23 protein-coding genes and 1 tRNA gene are annotated in these 22039 nt (G+C 68.3%); 11 read left to right on the top strand and 13 right to left on the bottom strand.

Features of this window, described 5'->3' with window-relative positions; genetic code table 11:
• Positions 1-6: 6 nt before the first annotated feature.
• Positions 7-1242 (top strand): alpha/beta hydrolase family protein, encoded by a 1236-nt coding sequence (locus tag ACFVV0_RS03860; RefSeq protein WP_387058458.1) that lies wholly within the window; start codon positions 7-9, stop codon positions 1240-1242.
• On the opposite strand, the gene ACFVV0_RS03865 is transcribed toward ACFVV0_RS03860, so the two are convergent.
• Positions 1239-2831 (bottom strand): SulP family inorganic anion transporter, encoded by a 1593-nt coding sequence (locus ACFVV0_RS03865; protein ID WP_387058461.1) that lies wholly within the window; start codon positions 2829-2831, stop codon positions 1239-1241. The genes ACFVV0_RS03860 and ACFVV0_RS03865 overlap by 4 nt on opposite strands.
• A 10-nt stretch (positions 2832-2841) precedes the next feature.
• The gene (locus ACFVV0_RS03870) at positions 2842-5205 is read right to left on the bottom strand and encodes a sulfatase-like hydrolase/transferase (RefSeq protein ID WP_387058464.1); all 2364 of its coding nucleotides are present in this window, start codon (positions 5203-5205) and stop codon (positions 2842-2844) included.
• A gap of 233 nt (positions 5206-5438) precedes the next feature.
• Between ACFVV0_RS03870 and ACFVV0_RS03875 the strand changes: the two genes are divergently transcribed.
• Both ACFVV0_RS03875 and ACFVV0_RS03880 read left to right on the top strand, forming a co-directional pair.
• On the top strand, positions 5439-5873 hold the full coding sequence (locus tag ACFVV0_RS03875) for an SHOCT domain-containing protein (protein WP_387058467.1): 435 nt from the start codon (positions 5439-5441) through the stop codon (positions 5871-5873).
• 23 nt (positions 5874-5896) lie between these two features.
• A complete protein-coding gene (locus ACFVV0_RS03880; protein WP_387058470.1) occupies positions 5897-7600 on the top strand; it encodes a SulP family inorganic anion transporter in 1704 nt (567 codons plus the stop codon).
• On the opposite strand, the gene ACFVV0_RS03885 is transcribed toward ACFVV0_RS03880, so the two are convergent.
• From ACFVV0_RS03885 to ACFVV0_RS03895, 3 genes are read right to left on the bottom strand one after another with little or no spacing between them, the layout of a single operon-like run.
• A complete protein-coding gene (locus ACFVV0_RS03885; RefSeq protein ID WP_387058472.1) occupies positions 7597-8505 on the bottom strand; it encodes a patatin-like phospholipase family protein in 909 nt (302 codons plus the stop codon). The genes ACFVV0_RS03880 and ACFVV0_RS03885 overlap by 4 nt on opposite strands.
• Positions 8490-9290, bottom strand: a complete 801-nt coding sequence (locus ACFVV0_RS03890; RefSeq protein ID WP_387058475.1) for an SDR family NAD(P)-dependent oxidoreductase — start codon at positions 9288-9290, stop codon at positions 8490-8492. Before ACFVV0_RS03890 ends, ACFVV0_RS03885 begins: the two co-directional genes overlap by 16 nt.
• Positions 9287-9850, bottom strand: a complete 564-nt coding sequence (locus ACFVV0_RS03895) for a GNAT family N-acetyltransferase (RefSeq protein ID WP_387058478.1) — start codon at positions 9848-9850, stop codon at positions 9287-9289. The genes ACFVV0_RS03890 and ACFVV0_RS03895 overlap by 4 nt, the downstream gene beginning before the upstream one ends.
• Before the next feature lie 696 nt (positions 9851-10546).
• Between ACFVV0_RS03895 and ACFVV0_RS03900 the strand changes: the two genes are divergently transcribed.
• A complete protein-coding gene (locus tag ACFVV0_RS03900) occupies positions 10547-11806 on the top strand; it encodes an excalibur calcium-binding domain-containing protein (protein ID WP_387058481.1) in 1260 nt (419 codons plus the stop codon).
• Positions 11807-11932: 126 nt separating this feature from the next.
• Here ACFVV0_RS03900 and ACFVV0_RS03905 read toward each other — a convergent pair.
• Together ACFVV0_RS03905 and ACFVV0_RS03910 are read right to left on the bottom strand one after the other, a co-directional pair.
• Positions 11933-12005 (bottom strand) — tRNA-Arg (locus tag ACFVV0_RS03905).
• Between the two features lie 39 nt (positions 12006-12044).
• The gene (locus ACFVV0_RS03910; RefSeq protein WP_387058484.1) at positions 12045-12425 is read right to left on the bottom strand and encodes an MmcQ/YjbR family DNA-binding protein; all 381 of its coding nucleotides are present in this window, start codon (positions 12423-12425) and stop codon (positions 12045-12047) included.
• A gap of 91 nt (positions 12426-12516) precedes the next feature.
• Between ACFVV0_RS03910 and ACFVV0_RS03915 the strand changes: the two genes are divergently transcribed.
• Positions 12517-13134 carry a dihydrofolate reductase family protein gene (locus ACFVV0_RS03915; RefSeq protein ID WP_387058487.1) on the top strand — a complete coding sequence of 206 codons (618 nt, stop codon included), beginning with the start codon at positions 12517-12519 and terminating at the stop codon, positions 13132-13134.
• 37 nt (positions 13135-13171) lie between these two features.
• Here the strand turns inward: ACFVV0_RS03915 and ACFVV0_RS03920 are convergent, their stop codons facing one another.
• A complete protein-coding gene (locus ACFVV0_RS03920) occupies positions 13172-13951 on the bottom strand; it encodes a dienelactone hydrolase family protein (protein WP_387058490.1) in 780 nt (259 codons plus the stop codon).
• A 167-nt stretch (positions 13952-14118) separates the two neighbouring features.
• On the opposite strand from ACFVV0_RS03920, the gene ACFVV0_RS03925 reads away from it, so the two are divergent.
• On the top strand, positions 14119-14412 hold the full coding sequence (locus ACFVV0_RS03925; protein ID WP_387058493.1) for a GNAT family N-acetyltransferase: 294 nt from the start codon (positions 14119-14121) through the stop codon (positions 14410-14412).
• Between the two features lie 2 nt (positions 14413-14414).
• Positions 14415-15419, top strand: a complete 1005-nt coding sequence (locus tag ACFVV0_RS03930; protein WP_387058496.1) for a zinc-binding dehydrogenase — start codon at positions 14415-14417, stop codon at positions 15417-15419.
• Positions 15420-15431: 12 nt separating this feature from the next.
• On the opposite strand, the gene ACFVV0_RS03935 is transcribed toward ACFVV0_RS03930, so the two are convergent.
• Together ACFVV0_RS03935 and ACFVV0_RS03940 are read right to left on the bottom strand one after the other, a co-directional pair.
• Positions 15432-16145, bottom strand: a complete 714-nt coding sequence (locus tag ACFVV0_RS03935) for an ANTAR domain-containing protein (protein WP_387058498.1) — start codon at positions 16143-16145, stop codon at positions 15432-15434.
• Positions 16142-16858: a GAF and ANTAR domain-containing protein gene (locus ACFVV0_RS03940; protein WP_387058500.1), complete on the bottom strand. Its 717-nt coding sequence runs from the start codon at positions 16856-16858 to the stop codon at positions 16142-16144. The genes ACFVV0_RS03935 and ACFVV0_RS03940 overlap by 4 nt, the downstream gene beginning before the upstream one ends.
• A gap of 64 nt (positions 16859-16922) precedes the next feature.
• On the opposite strand from ACFVV0_RS03940, the gene ACFVV0_RS03945 reads away from it, so the two are divergent.
• On the top strand, positions 16923-17672 hold the full coding sequence (locus tag ACFVV0_RS03945) for an SDR family oxidoreductase (protein WP_387058502.1): 750 nt from the start codon (positions 16923-16925) through the stop codon (positions 17670-17672).
• A gap of 76 nt (positions 17673-17748) precedes the next feature.
• On the opposite strand, the gene ACFVV0_RS03950 is transcribed toward ACFVV0_RS03945, so the two are convergent.
• The gene (locus ACFVV0_RS03950; RefSeq protein WP_387058505.1) at positions 17749-18030 is read right to left on the bottom strand and encodes a Fe-S cluster assembly protein HesB; all 282 of its coding nucleotides are present in this window, start codon (positions 18028-18030) and stop codon (positions 17749-17751) included.
• A 196-nt stretch (positions 18031-18226) separates the two neighbouring features.
• Between ACFVV0_RS03950 and ACFVV0_RS03955 the strand changes: the two genes are divergently transcribed.
• Positions 18227-19210 (top strand): formylglycine-generating enzyme family protein, encoded by a 984-nt coding sequence (locus ACFVV0_RS03955; protein ID WP_387059475.1) that lies wholly within the window; start codon positions 18227-18229, stop codon positions 19208-19210.
• A gap of 26 nt (positions 19211-19236) precedes the next feature.
• Here the strand turns inward: ACFVV0_RS03955 and ACFVV0_RS03960 are convergent, their stop codons facing one another.
• Complete coding sequence (locus ACFVV0_RS03960; protein ID WP_387058508.1) at positions 19237-19791, bottom strand: type 1 glutamine amidotransferase domain-containing protein; 555 nt, start codon at positions 19789-19791, stop codon at positions 19237-19239.
• Positions 19792-19888: 97 nt separating this feature from the next.
• On the bottom strand, positions 19889-20404 hold the full coding sequence (locus ACFVV0_RS03965) for an RDD family protein (RefSeq protein ID WP_387058510.1): 516 nt from the start codon (positions 20402-20404) through the stop codon (positions 19889-19891).
• A 92-nt stretch (positions 20405-20496) separates the two neighbouring features.
• On the opposite strand from ACFVV0_RS03965, the gene ACFVV0_RS03970 reads away from it, so the two are divergent.
• Together ACFVV0_RS03970 and ACFVV0_RS03975 are read left to right on the top strand one after the other, a co-directional pair.
• Positions 20497-21210 (top strand): DUF805 domain-containing protein, encoded by a 714-nt coding sequence (locus tag ACFVV0_RS03970; protein WP_387058513.1) that lies wholly within the window; start codon positions 20497-20499, stop codon positions 21208-21210.
• 4 nt (positions 21211-21214) lie between these two features.
• Positions 21215-22039: an aldo/keto reductase gene (locus ACFVV0_RS03975; protein WP_387058516.1), complete on the top strand. Its 825-nt coding sequence runs from the start codon at positions 21215-21217 to the stop codon at positions 22037-22039.

The raw sequence follows: 22039 nt of genomic DNA on the forward strand, positions 1-22039 counted from the left end.
CCCGAAATGGCTCTCGGCACAACCCTGCACCACTCGCACGGCCCGTTCATCGACGGGTTCTTCCACAATCAGGATTTCGATTACGACCTGAGGATCGTGCTGGGTCACTCGTTCTCCGGCGCGGCCGATGTCGGCGAGGTGCTCGCTGCCGTCGAGTCAGTGGGGGAACACGACCACGAGGCCTGGTTCAACGCCTGGTCCGACCTCGGCGCCCGCGTGCGCGACCAGGCCGTGGACCAGGCGGCCGCCGGCCACGACATCAGCGCCTCCCGCTCCTACCTCCGTGCCTCCACCTATCTCGGCGTCGCGCTGAACGCGGTGGCCTCCCTGCCGTCGCCGGATGCATTGCTCCCGACCTTCCGCGCCCACCGCGCCGCCTGGGACCGCTTCATCGACACCACGCCGGTGTCCATCGCGCGCGTGAACATCCCGTACGAGGGAAGCGATCTGCCCGGATACTTCTTCCGGCCTTGGGGCGGCGCCCAGGCCGGCCGGACGCTCATCATGAACAACGGCAGTGACGGCCCGATCAGCTCGATGTGGGCCTTCGGAGGTGCTGCAGCGCTGGTACGCGGCTACAACGTGCTCATGTTCGACGGGCCCGGCCAGCAGTCCATGCTGTTCGAACGGGGCGTGCCCTTCCGCCACGACTGGGAGGCGGTCATCACGCCGATCGTGGACTATCTCCTCGGTCGCGACGACGTCGACCGCAACAAGATCGCCCTGTACGGCGCCAGCCAGGCCGGCTACTGGGTGCCCCGGGCGCTCGCCTTCGAGCACCGCATTGCGGCGGCCGTCGTCGATCCGGGCGTCGTGGATGTGTCCACCTCGTGGACGAGCCACCTCCCCAAGAGCATGATGAAGCTCCTCGCCGACGGCGAGCGTGAGAAGTTCGACCGCGATATGGAGCTCGCCCTCAAGTTCTCACCCGACCTCTCCCGCACCTGGAGCTTCCGCGCCCGACCGTACAAGACCGACGGCTACTTCGAGACGATCAAAGCCGTGCTCAACTACCGCCTGGACAATGTCGCCTCCTCCATCAAGACGCCGCTCCTCATCACCGATCCCGAGGGCGAGCAGTTCTGGCCCGGCCAGTCGCGCAAGCTCGCCGAGCTGACCCCATCCGTCTCCACCGTCGTCCCGTTCGCGGCCGCCGAGGGGGCCAACCTGCACTGCGAGCCCCTGGCCCGCTCCCTCGTCGACCAGCGCATGTTCGACTGGCTCGAGGACCACCTCAGCTAGCTCACGCGCCCGGCCGCATCCAGCCCGCGAAACCACTCGGTCTTCTCGGCGACCCTCAGCGCCCCGGCCGGCAGTCGCGTCAGCCGGAACTCCACCCCGAGCCCTGCCAGCTCCCGGTCGAGATCGGCGAGGGTGTCGAGCACGGTCACCGATGTCTCCTGGATCACCGACATGTCCAGCACCAGCACCCGAAGACCCTCGACCGAGTCCGCGTAGGCGAGGATCGCCTGCTCGGTCGACAGCACGTTCGCCGTGTAGAGCGGCCCGAGCAGGCTGACCGTGAGCACCCCGTCCACCGGATCGCTCACCCCCACCCGTGGCTTGTTCAATGCCGAGAGCACCAGGATGAGGGTCAGCACCACGCCGGCGCCCACCGCCACGAGCAGACCGGCCGTCAACCCGATCACCGAGGTGACCACCGCCACCCAGAAGTCGCGCTTGCTGATGCGCCACAGTTGGGCGATCGCGCGCACGTCGATCAGTCCGAACACGGCCACGAAGACGAGCGAGGCGAGCGTCGCCTGGGGAAGCAGGCTCAGCACGGGCCCGAGAAAGAGCCCGGCGACGAGCGCCAGCGCAACGGTCACGAGTCCCGCCACCTGCGATCGTGCACCGGCGCCCTTGTTCACCGCGCTCTGCGAGAAGCCGCCCGCGGCCGGCAGGGTCTGGTAGAAGCCGCCGACGACGTTCGCCGCCGCGGTGGCGAGCAACTCCTGATTGCTGTCGATCGCCCGCTCACCCGGCTCCCGGATGCCCCGGGCAACGGCGGCCGACTCCAGGAAGGCCATCACCGCGATCGCGAAAGCCCCTGGCAGCAGTCCGGGCACGTTGTCGAAGCTCGGCAGCACCGGGATGGGGAACGCCTGCTCGACCGGCGCGATCAACTGCACTCCCGATCCGGTGAACACTCCGACGGCCACGAGGACGATCCCGACCCCGACCACGATCAACGGTCCCGGCACTCGTGGCAGGAACCGCTTGAACAGGAAGAGCGCCAGCACCGAGCACACCGAGAGGATCACCGTCGGCAGGTTCGCCGACGGCACGGCCTGGATGACCGCGACCAGCGAACGGATGAAGCCGCTGCCTGTCGGGTTGTCGGTCTCTCCGAGCAGTTTCGGCAGCTGCCCGATCGCAACGGTGGTGCCGACGCCGACCTGGATGCCGATCAGTGTCGGCCGGTTGATGATCTCAACGAGCGACCCGAGCCGGAGCAGCCTCGCGAGCAGCAGAATCGCCCCGACGAGCAGGGTGAGGGTGATCAGATCGCTCGGGATGTCGTTCGAGCTTGCGACCACCCCCACCGACACCAGCGTGGTCGCGGTCAACGTGGCGATCGTCGAGGTGGTCGACACGCTCATCGCCCGGGATCCGCCGAGCAGCGCGTACACGAGCATCGGCACCACGCAGGTGTAGAGCCCGGCCTGCACGGGCAGGTTCGCGATGGTCGCGTACGCCATCGCCTGCGGGATCACCACGGCGCCCGCGGAGACGCCGGCGAGGATGTCGCGCCCGAGCCAAGAACGCTGGTACCCGGCCAGGGTGGGCAGCAACCAGCTGCGCCGCCCTCCCGTCGCCGTCGTCGTCACGCGGAGCCCGTTACTGCCTCGTCATCGCGATGTTCATCAGATGGTTCGGGTCGATGAGGTGGTCGTGGTGATCGTCGCCGATATCGATTCGAACCCACCTGATCGTGCCGGTGAACGCATTGCCGGTCGGGCCGTAGTCGCTCGACACCGGGGTTGCGAGGTCTTCCCCGATGTCGACCGTCTCGTCCATCGAGAAGAAGAACGGCAGAGTGCGCTCGACGCGGCCCTCGGCGATGACGGTCTCGCCGTCGGTGAGGGTCACCGCGCCGCCTCGTCCGACTCCGCCGCCGTCGTAGGTGAAGTGGGCGGCGAGCTCGTGGTCTCCTGGCGGGATCGGCTCATCCGATCTCACGAAGTACGTCGTGATCCCCATGACGTTGTAGGCGAACGCGAGCGCGCCGTCGTTCAGATAGAACGACCACCCGCCGTAGGTGCCGCCCTGCGCGATCAGCACTCCGCTCGCGCTGCTTTCGGGAATGGTGACCGACCCGGTCACCGTGAACGACTTGTTCTTCACGTTGACCACCGAGTTCTCGCTCAGCCGTTTCATCCCGGGGTAGAACGTCTGCGAGTTCCCCTGAACGAGCTGCGGTCGGCCGGCCAGGTCGGCGTCGAACCTCTCCGCCGAGCGGATGTCCATCGGCAGCACGTTGAACCGGGCCGCCTGGATGAGGAACAGCCGCTGCAGCTCGGCCAGCCGTTCGGGCTCGTCGGCGGCCAGATCGTGCGACTGCGTCCAGTCCTCCTCGACGTTGTAGAGCTCCCACACATCATCGTCGAGTCCGCGGTCCGAGCCCAGCCACGGCTTCTTGTGGATCGCCACGGCCGTCCAGCCCTTGTGGAAGATCGCCCGGTTGCCCAGCATCTCGAAGTACTGCGTCGTGTGCTGTTCGTCCGCATCCGCCGAATCGAAGCTGTAGTTCATGGCTGTGCCCTCGTAGGGCCGCTGCGTCACACCGTTGACGGTCGACGGCTCCGGGATGCCCGCGGCGGACAGCACGGTCGGCGCCACATCGATGACATGAGCGAACTGGTTGCGGATCTCCCCGCGAGCCGCGATGCCGTTCGGCCACGAGACGATCGTGCCGTTGCGGGTGCCGCCCCAGTGCGAGGCGACCTGCTTGGTCCACTGGTACGGAGTGTCCATCGCATGAGCCCAGCCGATCGCATAGTGGTTGTACGAGCGAGGGGTCCCCAGGTCGTCCTTGTGGGCGATCTTGTATGCGTCGTCTTCGAGCTCGCTCATATGGTTGATCGTGAACGCCTCGTTGGTCGTTCCGGTCATCGTGCCCTCCGCTGAGGCGCCGTTGTCGCCGATGATCACGTACACCAGGGTGTCGTCGAGCTCACCGATCTCCTCGAGGGCGTCAAGCAGGAGGCCGACGTGGTAATCGGCGTATTCGAGGTAGCCCGCGTAGACCTCCATCTCGCGGGACAGCACGGGCTTGATCTCGTCGCTCATCTCATCCCAGGCGGGGATGCCGTCGCTGCGGGTCGTGAGCGTCGACCCCTCGGGGACGACCCCCAGCGCCTTCTGGCGGGCGAAGGTCTCCTCGCGCAGCGCATCCCAACCCTGATCGAACTTGCCTGTGTACTTGTCGGCCCACTCCGGGGGAACGTGGTGCGGTGCGTGTGTCGCCCCGGGTGCGAAATAGGTGAAGAAGGGCTTGTCGGGTGCGAGCGACTTCTGCTGCTTGGTCCAGACGATCGCCTTCTGAGTCATGTCGTCGAGGAAGTGGTAACCCTCTTCAGGGGTTCCCCACGGCTCGACCGCGCTGGTGCCCTCGTAGATCGCCGGATACCACTGGTTGGTCTCGCCGCCGATGAAGCCGTAGAAGTACTCGAAACCCCCGCCGGGCGTCGGCCAGTGATCGAACGGGCCGACCGCGCTCGTCTCCCAGACGGGCACCTCATGGCACTTGCCGAACTGGGCGGTGCTGTACCCGTTGAGTCGGAGCGTCTCGGCGAGCGGGGCGCAGTTGTTGGGCCGCAGGGAGTTGTAGCCCGGAGCGCTTGTCGCGATCTCGGTGATGCCGCCCATCCCGACCGAGTGATGATTGCGCCCGGAGAGCAGGGCCGCCCGCGTCGGGGAGCACAGCGCCGTCGTGTGGAATCGCGTGTACTTGAGCCCAGCGGAGGCGACGCGCTCGAAGTTCGGCGTGCTCACCGGCCCCCCGAAGGCGCTCGACGCGCCGAACCCCACATCGTCGATCAGGATCACCAGCACATTCGGCGCCCCCTCGGGCGGCAGGAGCTTCGTGATCGGCGGGTAGCTCGTGTCCGGATCGGTGGCGTCATAGGTGACCACACCGGTATATGCCAGGTCGGGAATGGGTAGTGTCGACCGCTGTACTGAATCCTGCCCGTTCGCCATGCGCTGACCCCTCCGTCGTTTGCTTTCAGGCACCACAGGAGCGAAGCGGATCCATCGAAGCGTGGCGCGGCGCCAGAATCGCGTCGAGCCAACGCACCGGGATCCGCTTCGCTGCCGACCCTAGCCCAGCCGACGCCGAAAGCAACAGGGTGTAGACGTCACCCGCCTGGGGGCGATACATTCAGCGCACGCCCAGGCTCATCCGCGAGCCGGGACGAGGAGGGCAATTCATCATGTGGGACAACTTCTGGAACATCATCTGGCTCTTCTTCTGGAGCTTCGCGTTCATCGCGTATCTCTTCGCTCTGTTCGCGATCATCGGCGACCTGTTCCGCGACCACAAGCTGAACGGCTGGTGGAAGGCGCTGTGGATCCTCTTCCTGATCTTCGTGCCGTTCCTCACCGCATTGGTCTATCTGATCGCTCGCGGTCCGGGGATGGCCGAGCGCAGCCAGAAGGAGGCCAGGCAGGTTCAGCAGGCGACCGACACGTACATCCGAAGCGTCGCAACGGCCAGCCCGGCCGACGAGATCGCCAAGGCCAAGACGCTGCTCGACAACGGAACCATCACCCCGGACGAGTTCGCCCACCTCAAGGCGCGCGCTCTCGCCCACGACGGCGCAGCACCGAGCCCGGCCGCTCCGGGAACCGCGACACCCAGCGCCTGACCGCGCACGTCGATTGACGTGACGTGAGCGCGCCCCACGCCGGTTCTCCGGCGCCGCCCGCGGAGGCGGCGCCGGTCCGGCGTGCCGGGTTCCGGCCGTTGGCCGGCCTGAACCGCCGGAACGCGTCGCGCGAGGTGCTCGCCGGCGTCACTCTGCTCGCGATCGCCGTTCCCCTGAACATCGGCTACGCCCAGATCGCGGGGCTCCCGGCGACCGCCGGCCTCTATGCGCTCGTCGTGCCGAGCATCCTGTACGCGCTGACGGTGTCTTCGAGGCAGCTCGTCGCCTCACCGGATGCCGCCGCCGCCGCACTGGTCGCCTCGTCGCTCGGTGGTCTCGCCGTAGCGGGCGGCAAGGACTACATCACACTCGCGCTCGCACAGGCGCTCATCGGCGGCGTCCTGTTCCTGTTGTGCGCCTTCTTCAAGCTCGGGTTCCTCGCCAATTTCCTGTCGAAGCCCATCCTCGTCGGCTTCGTCGGCGGGCTCGCCCTCGACATCCTGGTCAGTCAGGTCGCCAAGATGCTCGGCGTGAAGATCGACAGCGGTGGCGAGTTCGTCGACAAAGTCGTCGGGCTGTTCTCCGGGCTGGCCACGCTCAACGTCTGGTCGCTCCTGATCGCAGCCGGCTCGCTCGTCGTCCTGCTGGTCGGCCGGCGGTTCGCGCGCGCTGTACCGTGGGCCCTCGTCGTGCTGATCGTCGCGACCGTGGTCGTCGTGCTCTCCGGAGCCGAAAAGGGCGGCGTCGACGTTCTCGGCAAGGTGGAGTCCGGGCCGCCGAAGCTCACCTGGCCGGTCATCGACTGGACGACCTGGTTGGCGCTCATCCCCTCGGCCATCGCTCTGACCCTGGTAACCATGGGGGAGGGGCTGCTGGTCTCCCGTTCCTACGGTGAGAAGCGCGGATACCGCACCAGCCCGAATCGCGACCTCTTCGCCTTCGGCGTCGCCAACCTCGGCGCCGGTGTCACGGGCGGTTTCACCGTCGGCTCCTCGACGTCCCGCACCGCGGCCATGGACCAGTCCGGATCGCGCACGCAGCTCCCGAGCCTCATCACAGCCGTCGGCACCCTCGCTCTCCTCGCCTTCGGTACGGCGCTCCTCGAGCACATCCCCTCTCCGGCCATCGGTGCGATCGTGGCCGTCGCCGTGGTGCCACTGCTCGGAATCCCCGACCTCGTCTCGCTGTGGCGGCAGGACAGGTTCGAGTTCGTGATCGCTGCCGTCTGCTTTCTCGGCGCGCTGCTGCTCGGACCGATCGCGGGCATCGTGATCGCGTTCGTGCTCTCCGTCATCAATGTCACCCGGCGGGCTGCCAACCCCGCCATCGACACGCTCGCGGCCGACGGCAACCCCGATTCGTCGCTCCTTGATGCTGCCGAGCCCGGCGACCCGACCGTGCCCGGCGTCGTCGTGATCCGGCTCGCCGCCCCGCTCTTCTTCGCGAACAGCGCCGTGTTCGAGCAGGCCGTCAAACGCGCGGTGCGGGCGACGTCGGCGCAGCACGTCGTGCTCGACATGGAGGCGGTGACGGATGTGGACGTCACCGGCGCGGAATCGTTCCGCTCGGTGCGCACCTGGCTCGGCGACAACAAGGCGGACCTCGGACTGAGCAGACTCCGCCCGGGCCTCCGGGAGCGGATGGAGCACCTCGAACTCATCGACGGGGTGGCGATCTACGACACCAACCGCACGGCCCTCGCCGCCCTGGAAGGCCGCGTCGCCTAGCGCCAGAACGGGGCGAGCTGCTCCGCGAGGGCGCGGCCCTGATCGTAGCCGCCCCGCGCGGCCTGTCGTCGCGTCGACGGATCCAGCGCATTGGCGTCGAACACGTCACCCGCGCCGCTGTCGGGGAAGACGGTCTCCACAGTGCTGCCGCCCGCGCGCAACTCGGAGACCTGGGTCGCGAGGTCCATGCCCCACTCCCGCGGCATCCGCGATCTGCCGCTGAATGGCGACAGCACCAGCACCCGCTCGTATCCCGCAGCCAGGTCGGCGTTCTCGCTGCGTCGGTAGCCGCCGTTGATGTACCGGTTGTCGCCGATGCTGTACGGCCCGCCGAAGCCGTTGCTGGTGCTGGCCGCGACGGCGTCCACCAGGTCGATTCCACTGTGGCGGTCGAACACCACCGGTTCCCCGGTCAGCGCGTCGACAGCCGCGATGAGCACCGCCTGTTGCGGCCAGTCGTGGCTCGGAAGCCGCGCCGCGACGATGTCGCGCCAGCGGGTCTGCCCCGAGCCGTCGGAAGCGTCCATTTCGAGCGCCGCAGCGCCCATCCGGCGGCGCATGTCGGGCGCATCCTCGGCAGAACCGATGATCCCGTTCGACCACTCCAGGTAGGTCGCCCCCGAGAGATGCGGGGCGGGTCGCCCGCCCGACCCTGTGACGCCGGGACGTGGCTGAGGCTGCTCCGCGAGGATCGCGGCATACAGGTCGGCCGGCCGCGTCCCGCTGGTGATCTGGGCGGCCACGGTCGATCCGGCCGACGTCCCGATGATGACATCCGCCTCGGTCACGTCGACCCCGGCTTCGGCCAGGCCGGCGATCAGGCCGAGCTCCCAGGCGTTCCCCGCCGCTCCGGCGCCGGCGAGAACCAAGGCCCGCTTCTGCGACTCGCTCAGCGGGCGGTCCATCCGCCGTCGATCGCGAGCGTCTGGCCCGTGATCAGGGAGGCTGCGGGGGAGCTGAGGAAGGTGACAGCACCCGAAACCTCGGTGGGAACGCCGATGCGGTGGAGCGCGGCTATCCGTTCGATGGTGTCGGCCTTGAACTCCTCGTCGGAGAGCGCTTCGCTGGTCCCGTCGGTCTCGATGAACGTCGGGGCCACGGCGTTGACGCGGATGCCGTACTGGCCCCACTCGACGGCGAGGCAGCGGGTCATGTGCACGACGGCCGCCTTGCTGATGCAGTACGAGGCCTCCCCGGGGAGAGCGACCAGCCCGGCCTGCGACGCTATGTTCACGATCGAGCCGCCACCGGATGCGCGCATCAGCTTCGCGGCGTACTGCGACAGGAAGAACGTGGAGCGGGTGTTGAGCGCCCAGACCGCGTCGAAATCCTCTTCGGTGACCTCGATGGCGGGTTCGCTGATCCCGCCACCGGCGTTGTTCACCAGGATGTCGAGGTGACCGAGTTCGGTGGCGACCTGCTCGATCGCTGCGCGGCTGCCCGTCAGGTCGAGCACATCCATTCGCAGGGGAAGGGCGCGCACCCCGAATGACTGGACCTCGGCGACGAGACCGCCGTCGTTGTCGGGGTTCCGCATCCCGAGGGCCACATCGGCGCCGGCGCGCGCGAGGTCGAGAGCGATCGCGCGACCCAGCCCCCGGGTCGCGCCGGTGACCAGCGCGGTCGAGCCGGCCAGACTGAACGGGGATGCCGAGCCGGCGTCGATGGTGTCGGTCGCTGCGTCCGTCATTTCGGCTCCGAGGGCGAATCGACCGGAGCAGGGAGGTCGCGCATCCGGTTCGGGTCCACACTGGCTCGAGCCTCGGTCGTCAGGAACGTCACCTTGCTCCCGCTCTGCGCGATGCGGTCGAACCCGAGTCGCCGCGCGAGCGCCATGGACGACTCGTTGTCGACGTCGATGATGGCCGTCACCCAGCGGGCCCTGATCGTGTGGAACGCGAAGGCGAGCAGCATCTCGGCCGCCTCGGTCGCGTATCCCTTGCCCCGGTATTCGGGCAGCTGGAGCCAGCCCATCTCCACCGATCGCGACTCGGGCACGACGGTGCGCAGGTGCATCGAGACGTCACCGACGACCGTGCCGTCGAGCTCCACGGCGAGGGCCAGAAAATCGTCGGCCTGCCAGAGCACCGTCTTGCGAGTGCGATCTTTCAGGTGCGCGCGCACCTCACGCTCGTTGCGAACCGGCCAGTGCAGGAACCGCCGGATGCTGGGGTCGTTCTCGATGCGGCTCCACGGCTCCAGGTCGCTCATCCGGTGCGGGCGGAGGACCAGGCGGTCCGTGTGCAGCACCGGCGCTTCGACAGGAGACGGCAAGCGAGCACCGCGAAGGAAACGGGGTCTGCGGGGGCGGGGCAGAGGCATCGAGTCGCGTCCTAGTTCTCGGGGGAGTATGCGGCTATCAGTCTGCCCCATCGACCCCGTCGTCGTCTGTGGACGCGCTGTGGCGGGTTGGTGCCCGGATAGAGCCTGAGGGGGTGCAGGCGCTCCCGTGTCGGGTTGAGTCAGATTCGGGTTGGCTCCACGTTCGCAGCCTTGCACCCCCGAGGTCTGGAATTCACGCTAATGCCTGAATGGTGTGTCCTCCATATTGAGGACGTAAACCCGTCAATTGTTGACGGGTACGACACTGCCGATTCGAGGCACGCGGGTGCGGGTCGGGCGGGAAGTGCCGGTCACGTTGTCACCCGAAGACAGCGTTGCCGGCAATGAGACCTTCCCGCCCGAGAGGGCCCCGCCAGAGGCAAGGACCCTACTGTGTCCCTATAGTCGGTGCGCTGAACCCGAATTCCACGCACAGACGGAACGCTGAAAGTCTTTCACATCTGTGAACGAGATTCACGCCGTTCGTGCCCCCGAAGGTGGGGACGTCGGGGTTGTGTGACCCGTAGTGGGAGCCGCGAAAGCTATGTGTTAGCTGAGAGACTCACTGCTGTGCCTGCATCAGCGTCGTCTTCCCCGTCACCTCTTCACCGCCTGAAGGCATGGGTGAAAGGGCTCACCCCGCTGAGTTGGCTGGCGATCGCTGGCCTGGGGTTGCTGGTCGTCATCGGATTTGCGAGCAGCGGCTTCTTCGGCGGGTTGATCATTGCTGGCCTCATCGCACTGGTGACGGGAATTTATTCAGCGGTGACCGGCCGGTCGAGCTGGGCCCGGATCGCGGGTCGGAAAGTCGCCGTCGGTGTTCTTGCAGGAGGGCTGGCCACCACCCTGGTGAGTGGCGCGGTCTACGGTGCCATCAACCCGAAACCAGCAGATTCTCCCGTTGCCGTCGCGTCATCGCCCACACCGGGGGAGACCGTCAAGGCAACACCGTCTTCCACCAATGCCCGCAACTCATCGGCGGAACCGGACGCGCCGGAATCGGTGACCGAACCTGCTGAGAACGCTTCGGTCACGATCGCCGACAGTGGCGCAACCCAAGGGACTGCACTCGCACTTCTCGAAACCCTCCCAGTAAAAGGTCGCGCTCCGAAAACCGGGTACGACCGTATCGGACAGTTCGGCAGTGCATGGCTGGACGTTGACCGCAACGGCTGCGACACCCGCAACGACATCCTCGCCCGCGACCTGCAGCCCTCCGTGAAGTCCGGACAATGCAAGGTGACATCGGGCACGCTCAATGACCCATACACCGGGAAGACGATCGGTTTCGTCCGCGGGAATACCACTTCCCTGGCCGTGCAGATCGACCATGTTGTTGCGCTCCTGAACGCGTGGGAGACCGGCGCGCAGCAGCTGACGCCGGCGCAGCGAATCACGCTGGCGAACGACCCCATGAATCTGTTCGCCGTTGATGGGCCGGCGAACAATCAGAAGGGAGCTGGCGATGCCGCCACCTGGCTGCCATCGAACAAGAGCTTCCGCTGCACGTACGTTGCCCGGCAGGTCTCGGTGAAGGCGACCTACGGCCTCTGGGTAACCCAGCCTGAGCATGATGCGATCAAACGGATCCTGACGAACTGCTCGAGCGAGCCCGCGATCACATCAGCCTTTGCCCCCCGCCCCGGCCCATCTCCCACGATCGCTCCTGCACCCGCGCGTCCAGCGCCAGCGCCAGCGCCAGCGCCAGTACCGGCTCCTGCGCCCCCAGCTCCGGCCGCTCCAGCTCCCGCGCCTTCGGCCCCCGACGTGTCATACGCGAACTGCACCGCGGTTCGTGCCGCAGGCAAGGCGCCCCTGCATGTCGGGGAGCCCGGCTACTCCCGGAAACTGGATCGGGACGGCGACGGAGTCGCATGCGAATAGACGACGAACCGCAACGCGTTGCGATGCCTATCGAGGTTGCAATCGACTGCACGCTGGTGAAAACAACATCGCTTAACGACAAAACCCCCGCCGAAGCGGGGGCCGTGTCTACTGTCTCAACCAGTGTGCGCCCGGAGGGATTCGAACCCCCAACCTTCTGATCCGTAGTCAGATGCTCTATCCGTTGAGCTACGGGCGCGTCGACCCGGAGCTGTTCGCTCGCGGACCGGGTTAGAGCCTACATGATGCCGTCGAGGACTGCCAATTGGCGCTTGAGGGCGACCTGGCGGTACGAGGTCTCGATCAGTTCGGCGATTTCCTGCCAGTCGGTGGCCGGAGTATCGAGGTCGATCGCCAGCCAACCGGACGGACCCCAGTATGGCGGGATGAAGATGCGCGGGTCCTGTCTGAGCGCTCGGGACTCCTCTGGGTCGGGCTTGAAGACGAGGGTGTTGGGGCGGTCCATGCTGCTGCCGACGAGCGCGAACACCCGCTTGCCGGCGAAGAACGTGGGGCGGCCGTGCGAGAGCGCTTCGATCGACTCCGGAAGCCGCAGGCAGAGGGCCCGCACGCGATCGACCAGGGGGTCGCCGGGTTCGAACAGCAGGGGATGCTCCATGCCGGGAGGCTACCGCGCATGGGCGAGCGGGGCCAGACTGTCAGGCACGAAACACAACGAACGGTTCGACGCCGAGCCCGGGAGGTTGACGATGAGTGTCTTCGTGGACATGACGATGTCGCTGGACGGGGTGACCGCCGGCCCGGAGGTCGGTCGCGCGCATCCGCTCGGGCTTGGCGGTGGGCGGCTGCACCGGTGGATCGGGATGGGGGCCGACCAGGACATCCCGAACCCGCCGACACGCGCGGGCGAGCCCGAGGCGGCCGACGAGGAGGCGGCTGCCGGGATGTTCGCCACGACCGGCGCCGTCGTGCTCGGACGCACGATGTTCGATGTCGGCATCGACCTGTGGGGTCCCGACGGGGCGTTCGAGGTTCCGGCTTTCGTCGTCACCCATCGCTCGGAACCCGTGCTGGTGCGGGGCGCGACCACATTCACGTTCGTCACGGAGGGGATCGAGACGGCGGTGAGCTGGGCGAAGGATGCTGCGGGCGACCGCGATGTCGCCATCGTGGGCGGCGCCCGGGTCGTCGATGAGGCAGTGAGGGCGGGACTGGTCGATGAGCTGGTCGTGCACCTCGTTCCGGTCGTCTTCGGGGAGGGAACGAGGCTCTTCGACGAGGGCCCGCGCGTGCGCGTCGAACTGGAGCCGATCTCAGCGGTGCAGACGCCTGCCGCGACGCACCTGCGCTACCGCGTGCTGCGGTGACGGGCCGCAAACGCCGCCCGCCGCATCCGGAACCGGGTCAGGCGAAGGTCTCGTCGAGGAAGCACACGAGCGCACGCCAGCTGCGCGCGTCGGCGACGGGCCGGTAGCGCTCGCCGCCCGGGATCGTGAAGGCGTGCGGCGCCCCGGAGTACGTGGTCACCTGCCAGTCGACGTGCGGCGCAGAACGCAGCTCGTCCTCGAAGGCGACGACGGCTTCGTCAGGCACTGACGGGTCGGAACCTCCCGTAAGGATGAGCAGCGACGCCGCGATCGCGTTGGCGTCGCTCGGGTCGTGCGTGATCAGCCCTCCGTGGAACGAGACCACCCCGCGGGCGGGTGCCCCGGTGCGCGCGAACTCGAGGGCGGCCGTTCCGCCGAAGCAGTAGCCGATGACGGCGAGACGTGCCGGGTCGACGGCGGGATGCTGGCGCAGCCAGCTGAACCCGGCGGCGACTCGAGTGCGCAGCAGGGGAAGGTCGTGGTAGTACTTCCCGGCTTCCGCCGCAGCGGCCTCGCCGGTCGGGCGCACGCCCGCTCCGTAGAGGTCGGCGGCGAAGGCGACGTAGCCGAGGCGGGCCAGCATCTGAGCGCGCATCTTCACGTTGTCCCCGACCCCGGTCCAGTCGTGCAGGATGAGCACGGCCGGCTTGCGCTCATCCGCCTGCACGTCGCGCGCGAGGTATCCCTCGAGCGCCAGGCCTTCGTGCTCGTATGCGACGGTCTCGGCTTCGATCACCGAGTGCGGGCCGATGGGTACGTGGCCGAGGAGGGCCTCGTGTGCGGGCGAGAGGGTGGCGGGCGGGGGAACGAAGGTCACAACAGCTCCAGTGTCTCGATTCGCGGGCGACGGTCGTCGCCGCGGGCTGGCCTGCTGTGGCTCACGCGGATGCGGTGCGCGCGGAGTCCCGTCGGGTGCGGGTCGGGATCCCACGCCTTCACACTACCTCTGCTTCGATTCGGGCGCGACGGACGTAGCATGGGCGCATGGGCACGGAGTTCGGCAACGAGACGGATGCGGCACGGTACGCGATGCACATCGACGGTGAGCTGGCGGGGGTGCTCGACTACAGCATCCTGGGCGGCGCGATCTCGCTGACGCGTGCGTTCACGGTGCCGATGCGGCGCGGGCACGGCCTGGCCGCGCAGCTCGTGGAGTTCGCCGTGGACGACATCGAAGCGAACACCTCGCTGAAGATCGTTCCGATGTGCTGGTACGTCGCCGACTGGTTCGAGCGGCACCCCGAGCGCGCCGGCCTGTTGCAGCAGCGCGCGGGCTGAGCATGGCGACGAGGACCCAGGCGGTCGTGACGGGGTTCGGCGGGGTCGAGTTCGTCGCACTGGCGGACTCGCCCGTTCCGCGACCGCGCGGGCGGCAGGTTCTCGTGCGCGTGACCCACGCATCCGTCGGCAGCACCGACATCCTCGCGCGCCGCGGTGGCTACCTGCTGCAGCCTCGCGTCGGCTTCACGACGGGATACGACTTCGTCGGGGAGATCGTGACGGGCTCCGAGCAGGCGAGCAAGCTGGGGTTGCGCGCCGGCAGCCGGGTGGCGGCCTGTCTTCCCCGGATGGGCGCCCACTCGACGTATCTCGTGCTCGATCCCTCGCTCCTCGTCGCGGTTCCGGATGCGCTGCCCTCGGCGGACGCGGCGACCGTCCCGCTCGATCTCGTCACGGCGGCCCTCGCGCTTCAGCTCGCGCGCATCCCTCGCGACGGCAGCGTGCTCATCCAGGGCGTGACCGGAGCGGTGGGGTCGTTTGCCGCCCAGCAGGCGGCGCTGGCGGGGCTGACGGTGTTCGGCACCGCATCCGCTCGATCTCGCGCCGAAGCGGAGCGGCTCGGCGCGACGTTCGCAGACTATGCCGACCCCGCCTGGGCCACGGGGGTTCGGGAGGCGTCGAACGGCGGCGTCGACGGCGCGATCGACCACACGGGGTCGCCCTCGGTCCGGGAGGCGGTCGCGCCTCAGGGCACTCTGGTGCGCACAGCGTTCGTCGGCACGCCCGGGCGGGAGCGCCGCGATACTGCGGTCGGTGGTGTGGTCTCCGGCGCTCGCCGCTGGTCCCATCCGCGCGAACGCGTCTGCTCCGTTCCCCTTTTCGTGGCGACGCAACGCGATGCGTACCGGGCGATGCTCAGCACCGGGCTCGAGCGGATCGCCTCCGGCGAGCTGTCGGCGCCGGCGGTGGAGACGGTGCCGTTCGGGAACGTGTGGGAGGCGCAGCGGCTCGCCGAGCATCCGTCGCCCCGCAGCAAGGTCGTGCTGGAGATGCCGGCGGCCTGATCGGCCGGCGGGTCAGAGGATGAGCCGCCGCTCGACGACCTCCGTGGACACCTTGAGCAGACTCAGCTGGTTGCTGCGCGCGAAATTCCGGATGAGGTCGAATGCGGATTCGACCGGGATCCGGTGGGTCTGCGCGACCACGCCCTTGGCCTGCTCGATCACGATCCTGCTGTTGAGGGCGTTCTGCAGTTGACCGCGCACGGATTCGCTCTCCCGGATGCTCCGCTCGTGCAGGATGCCGATGGTCGCGACGTCGGCGAACGCCTGTGCGGCGATGAGGTCGTCCTCGGGGAGCTCACCGGTCACCTCGCGCAGCAGGTTGAGCGTGCCGATGGTGGTCTCGCGCAGTCGCATGGGAATGGCGTAGACCGAGCCGAAGCCCTGCTGGCGCGCGCTGTCTTTGAACATGCGCCACGCATCCGGTGCCGCCGCGATGTCGGGCACGGGCACGACGTGCCCGGTCGTGAAGCTCTCGACGCATGGGCCCGCCCAGGCGGCGAGTTGCATCACTTCGACCAGCCGGCTCGCCTCGCTGGTCGAGGCGACCAGTTCGAGCTCCCCGTCTCCGTCGGTCAGGAGGATGCCTGCGGCTGTCACACCGAGCAGGTTGCTGCAGGTCTCGACGAGGGTCTGCAGGAGGTCGACGACGTCGTAGTCGGCCACCAGGGTGTCGGCGAACTTGGCGAAGCTCTGCACGAGCCGCTGTTCGCGAGTCGTTTCCGTCATTCGGAGTCCTCGATCTCTCCCTGCCGGTTGGAGAAGTCCAGCCGCCGTTCGAGGATGTCCTGCGCGACCTCCATCATGGAGCGGCCGGCCGCGAACGCGTGTCCCTGGATGACGAGTCGGGCATCCGAGGCATCGACGCCCAGCTGGGCGAGCACCATGCCGGTGGCCTGATGGATGATGCGCCGGGAGAAGGGATTGCTGACGTCCTCCGTGTATTCGCTCCCGGCCTCGGCAAGTGCCTGCTGAAGGATCTGCCGTGCCACGACGCCCGCCAGGGCCGTCGCCTGCCCGGTCGCCTCGGCGTCGAGTTCGGTCGGCGCTTCCGCATACATGTCGATAGCCCCGATCTTGAGGGGACCGACCAGCATCGGAAACGCGAACAGGGACCGGATGCCGTCGCGCGCGACCGTCTCGCTGAAGACAGGCCACACCCGTCGCGGGCGATTGCGGAGATCCGGCTCGAGAACGGGCTCGGCCGAGTGGAGCGCATCCCAGCAGGGGCCGACCCCCAGGTCGAACTGCAACTCGTCCAGGCGTGCCGCCCGCGCGTCGCTCGCCGACACCGTCTCGCTGCCGAGCAGGTCGCCGATCGTCGACACAGCCGTCCCCGTCACCGGGAAGAGCTCGACGAACGGGCGCGACAGATCGGAGGCGGGAACCCTCGTCAGGCTCACGCTCTCCATCGCTGCCGTGAAGCGGTCACTCGTCGTCATCGGCCCGCCCTTCTTCTCCAACGGTACGCCAGTCTGCGACGTATTGATCTGCCAAACTCGTCGGATGGGCAACAAGGCAGCTCTCATCACCGGCGTCGGCCGCCGCAACGGCATCGGCCGCGCCATCGCACTGAGGCTCGCGCACGACGGCTGGGACATCGCGTTCAGCTTCTGGCGGCCGTACGAGCAGCGTCAGTCTCTGGGGGCGCCCGACACGGATCCCGAGAGCATCGCCTCCGAGCTGCGCGCGACCGGGCGGCGAGTGGTGGCGATCGAGGTCGATCTCGAAGATCCCGCCACTCCGGATGCGCTGCTCGCGCAGGCGAATCGCGAACTCGGGCCGGTGACCGCGCTCGTCCTCTCCCATTCCGAATCGGTGGACTCGAGCATCCTCGACACCACGATCGAGAGCTTCGACCGGCATTTCGCGGTGAACACCCGCGCCGCCTGGCTGATGATCGCGGCTTTCGCGCGCCAGGTGCCCGAGTCCGGCGGCGCGATCGTCGTGCTCACCAGCGACCATGTCGCGCACAACCTCCCGTACGGCGCGAGCAAGGGAGCGCTCGATCGCATCGTCAGCGCGGCTGCTGTCGAGCTCGGCCCCCTGGGGATCCGCGCGAACTCGCTGAACCCGGGCCCGATCGACACGGGATGGATGACGGACGGGGTGCGCGCGGAACTCACCGCGAGGCAGCCCACCGGACGGCTCGGTACGCCGGACGACACGGCCGACATCGTCTCCTTTCTCGTCTCGGATCAGGGCGGCTGGGTCTCCGGACAGCTGCTCAAGAGCGACGGCGGTTTCTCCGCGTAGCGACCCGGGGTCTGCGAGTCGACGCAAGAACGGCCCCGCACGTCGAGACGTGCGGGGCCGTTCTGCGCGCGAGGCGCTACGCGAGCGCGCCGATGGCGAAGCTCACGGAGCCGTTCGCATCCACCTGCGCGTCGAGGATCTTGTCGTCGAGCGCCACGGCTGCACCGGGCTCCAGGAAGAGCCGGGCGCCCGACACCTCCACGACCTGATCGGCCGGCTCGGGTTCGGGTGCGACGGCCGCGGCGAACGCGGTGTTCTGGGGGTTGCTGCTGCTGATTCGCAGTCCGGCATCCTCCTCCGGGGTCTGCTCGGTGAGCGTCTTGACGATCGTGCTGGCGTTCTCGGTCAGGGTGAGCATGTGCTCTCCTTCCAGTTGCGTATCCCAAGAAGCCCCTACGGTTCTCCGATCGCGGCCGAGCCTCAAGGCTTCGTGCACCATTGCCAGGAAACACCCACCAATCCAGAATGGGCTTGTGGCCGACACCGAACCGCACGCAGGACCGCACGCCGAGTCGCACGCCGACGGCCACGACTGCTGCGCTCCCGGCCGAGGGATGCTGGGGGAGGACGGGTCTCACGATCGCCTCCACTCGCACCCCGCCGGCGGCCCGGTGCCCATCCGTCTCACCACCTCGGCGCACGACACGAACGAGCAGCGGCACGCGATTCCGCAGGCCACGATCCCCGCGCAGACGTTCATCATGGGAGACCGGCACGGGGACGACCGGTGGGGCGACGGGGAGGGTCCAGCGCATCCGGTGACCCTCGCGGCTTTCGACATCGACACGACCAGTGTCACCAATGCCGACTTCGCCGGCTTCACCGATGCCACCGGATACCGCACCGAGGCGGAGACGTTCGGCTACTCGGCGGTGTTCCACCTGGTGCTGGCGGCCGACGACGAGGATGTGCTCGGACAGCCTCCGCAGACACCCTGGTGGCTGGGCGTGGCCGGGGCCGATTGGCGGCATCCGGGCGGCCGGCACTCGTCGATCGACGGCCTGCGCGAGCATCCGGTCACACACATCAGCTGGAACGATGCGCAGGCGTATTGCTCGTGGGCGGGGCGGCGGCTCCCCACCGAGGCTGAGTGGGAGTGCGCGTCACGGGGCGGGCTCGACGGCGCGCGGTATCCGTGGGGCGACGAGCGCGGCGGCGAGGAGGCGGCGAGCACCGGCGACACCGTCGAGGGATGGCGGTGCAACATCTGGCAGGGCCGGTTTCCGAAATTGAACACCGAGGCCGACGGCTTTCTGACCACGTCGCCCGTGCACACGTTCGAGCCGAACGGCTACGGACTCTGGCAGACGGTCGGCAACGTCTGGGAATGGTGCGCCGACTGGTACGACCCCGGCTTCTACGCCGGGTCGCCGGCGGAGGATCCCCGCGGCCCCGTGCGTGGTGATGCGCGGGTGATGCGCGGCGGATCGTTCCTCTGCCACGACTCCTACTGCAATCGGTACCGCAACTCGGCGCGGTCGTCGAACACCCCCGACTCGTCGATGGCGAACACGGGGTTCCGAACGGTGGCCCTCTGAGTGCTGCGGGGTACGAACGGTCCGGACTACTGGACCTCTCCGGAGACGGCGTCCAGGAACTCCCGGTTGAACGCGCGCAGGTCGGCGGGTTTGCGGGACGAGACGAGGGTGAAGCTCCCGTCGTCGACGACGACCTGCTCATCGACCCAGTTGGCGCCGGCGTTGCGGTAGTCGGTCGCGAGGCTGGGCCAGCTGGTGAGCATGCGGCCCTTCACGACCCCGGCCTCGATCAGCACCCAGCCGCCGTGGCAGATGACGCCGATCGGCTTGCCCGCGTCCGCAAAGGCTCTGACCAGGGCCACCGCAGCCGGCAGTGTTCGCACCTCGTCGCCGTTGGCCACACCGCCGGGCAGCATCAGGGCGTCGAAGTCGGCTGCGGACGCGTCGGCGAGCGTCACATCCACATCGAACAGGTCGGCCTTGTCGAGGTGGTCGAACGCCTGAACCTGCCCCCGGTTCTCTGAGACCAGGATCGGCTGCGCACCGGATTCGCGCAGCGCGTTCCACGGTTCGACCAGCTCCGCCTGCTCGATGCCCTCCTTGGCCACGACGAACGCGACCTTCTTCCCTTGCAGTGCCATCTCTTCTCCCTTGTCGTCACTCCACCTTTACGCTGCGAGGGAGCCCGCCGGAACCCCGAGGCGGCGAGAACGGGTTGGACTCAGCCGTGCCGCCGGCTCAGCCGAGCTCGACCCGGGTGCGCGCGAGCCGGTCGTACGGTGTGCGCCCGCTTCCGACGAAGAGGCTGACGATGTACCAGATCGGCAGCAGATAGGCCACGGCGGTGAGTACCCAGACGCCCGCCGGAACCTGCGCCGCAGGATCGACGCCGACGATCTCGATCACGGCAGCGTGCCCGATCGACCACGGAAGCGCCAGTTTCAGGGCGTTGCGGAGCAGCGCGCGGCCGAACGGGATGCGTGATCCCGACCGCGCATCCGTCACCAGCAACCGCCGCAGCCGTTTGCCCACGGACGCCTGCCGGCGGCTGCTTTCGAGCCAGGCCAGCGCGAGGGTCACCGGAACGACCAGCACGACCGCCGACACGAGGTTGACGGTGAGGGCATCGATGCCGCGCGTCGCCCCCGACAGGTACAACGGCACCCCGACCGCAGCGGTCACTGCGGCCCAGCCGAGAATGCACGCCCAGTCGACGAGCCACGCGAGAAGACGGTTCCACGGATGCCGGGTCACTCCTGCGATGCTAGCGGCGTGCGGGGTTCCTTCCGCGCACCCCGGGACTAGGCTGGCCGCTAAGCGGCACGAACGTGCCCGAGGAGGTTCTCGTGACTCCCGCAGACCCCGCATCCGCAGCCTCCGCATCCACTCGTCCGATCCCGCTCTGGGCGCCGTACTACGGCGCACAGCTGAGTGAGGCCTTCCGGCGTTTCTGGCTGAAGTACGCCCGCTTCTCCGGGCGCGCCAGCCGCAGCGAGTACTGGTGGTGGCAGGCGATCCAGGCCGTCGTCGTCTTCGTGCTGTACATGATCACGTTCATCGGCGGTGCGATCGGGGCCGTCATCACAAGCGACGGGCGCGTCATCCCGGGCCCGGGGATCTATGTCGGAGCGGCACTGCTGGGCGTGTGGGGGCTGGGCACGATCATCCCCAACCTCGCGCTGCTCGCCCGGCGCCTGCACGACGTGAATCTGAGCGCTTGGATGATCCTGATCGCACTCGTCCCCTACCTGGGCGGCATCGCGCTGCTCGTTCTCACAATCCTGCAGCCGAACCCCAACGGCGCCCGGTTCGACCGCCCCGACGCCGAGGATCCGGAGTATGTGCCCGTCGTCCCGGTCTCGCCGACCTACCACCCCGCCGGCCCGCCTGGCCCGCCGCTCCCTCCGCCCCCGCCGCAGTTCCCGGCTCAGCCCTATCCCGGCCAGCCGTTCCCCCGCAGCCCATACCCGGGCGAGCCGTTGCCGGGCACCGGCCAGGTGTATCCGCCGCCCGTGCAACCGCCGCCACCGCCGCCCCCTCCGCCGCCCGCGCGAGAATGAAGGCATGACCTCGATTCCCACGGTCCCGCTCAACGACGGCAACCGCATCCCTCAGCTCGGCTTCGGCGTGTACAAGATCCCCGATGCCGAGACGGTGGATGCGGTGGTCGCCGCCCTCGACGCCGGCTACCGGCACATCGACACGGCCAGCTTCTACGAGAACGAACGCGGCGTCGGCGAGGGGATCCGCCGAAGTGGGATCGACCGCGACGACGTGTTCGTCACCACCAAGGTCTGGTGGGATCAGAACGGCTACGACAGCACCCTCCGGTCGTTCGACGCCAGTCTGGAGCGGCTCGGCTTCGACGTCGTCGACCTGTTCCTCATCCACTGGCCGGCCCCGAAGAACGACAAGTACGTCGAGACCTGGCGGGCGCTCGAACGGATTCGCGACGAGGGTCGAGCGCGTTCCATCGGCGTCGCGAATTTCCACATCCACCACCTTGAGCGGCTCGCCCGGGAGACCGACACCGTGCCTGCTGTGAACCAGGTGGAACTGCATCCCTGGCTGCCGCAGAACGAGGTGCGCGCGTACGGCGCCGAGCACGGGATCGTCACCGAGGCCTGGTCGCCGCTCGCGCGCGGCAGGATCCTCGGCGACCCCACGCTCGACGCGCTCGCCGCGAAGCACGGCGTCTCGCCCGCTCAGGTGGTGATCCGCTGGCAGCTGCAGCTCGGCAACGTCGTCATCCCGAAGTCGGTGACGCCCGAGCGCATCCGTCAGAACCTCGACGTGTTCTCGTTCACCCTCGACAAGGCCGACCTCGACGCCATCGCCACCCTCGACTCCGGCGAACGCACCGGCCGAGACCCCGACGACCTCGGCTGA

It is taken from the genome of Leifsonia sp. NPDC058230 (genome assembly GCF_042882245.1).
Classification (GTDB): domain Bacteria; phylum Actinomycetota; class Actinomycetes; order Actinomycetales; family Microbacteriaceae; genus Leifsonia.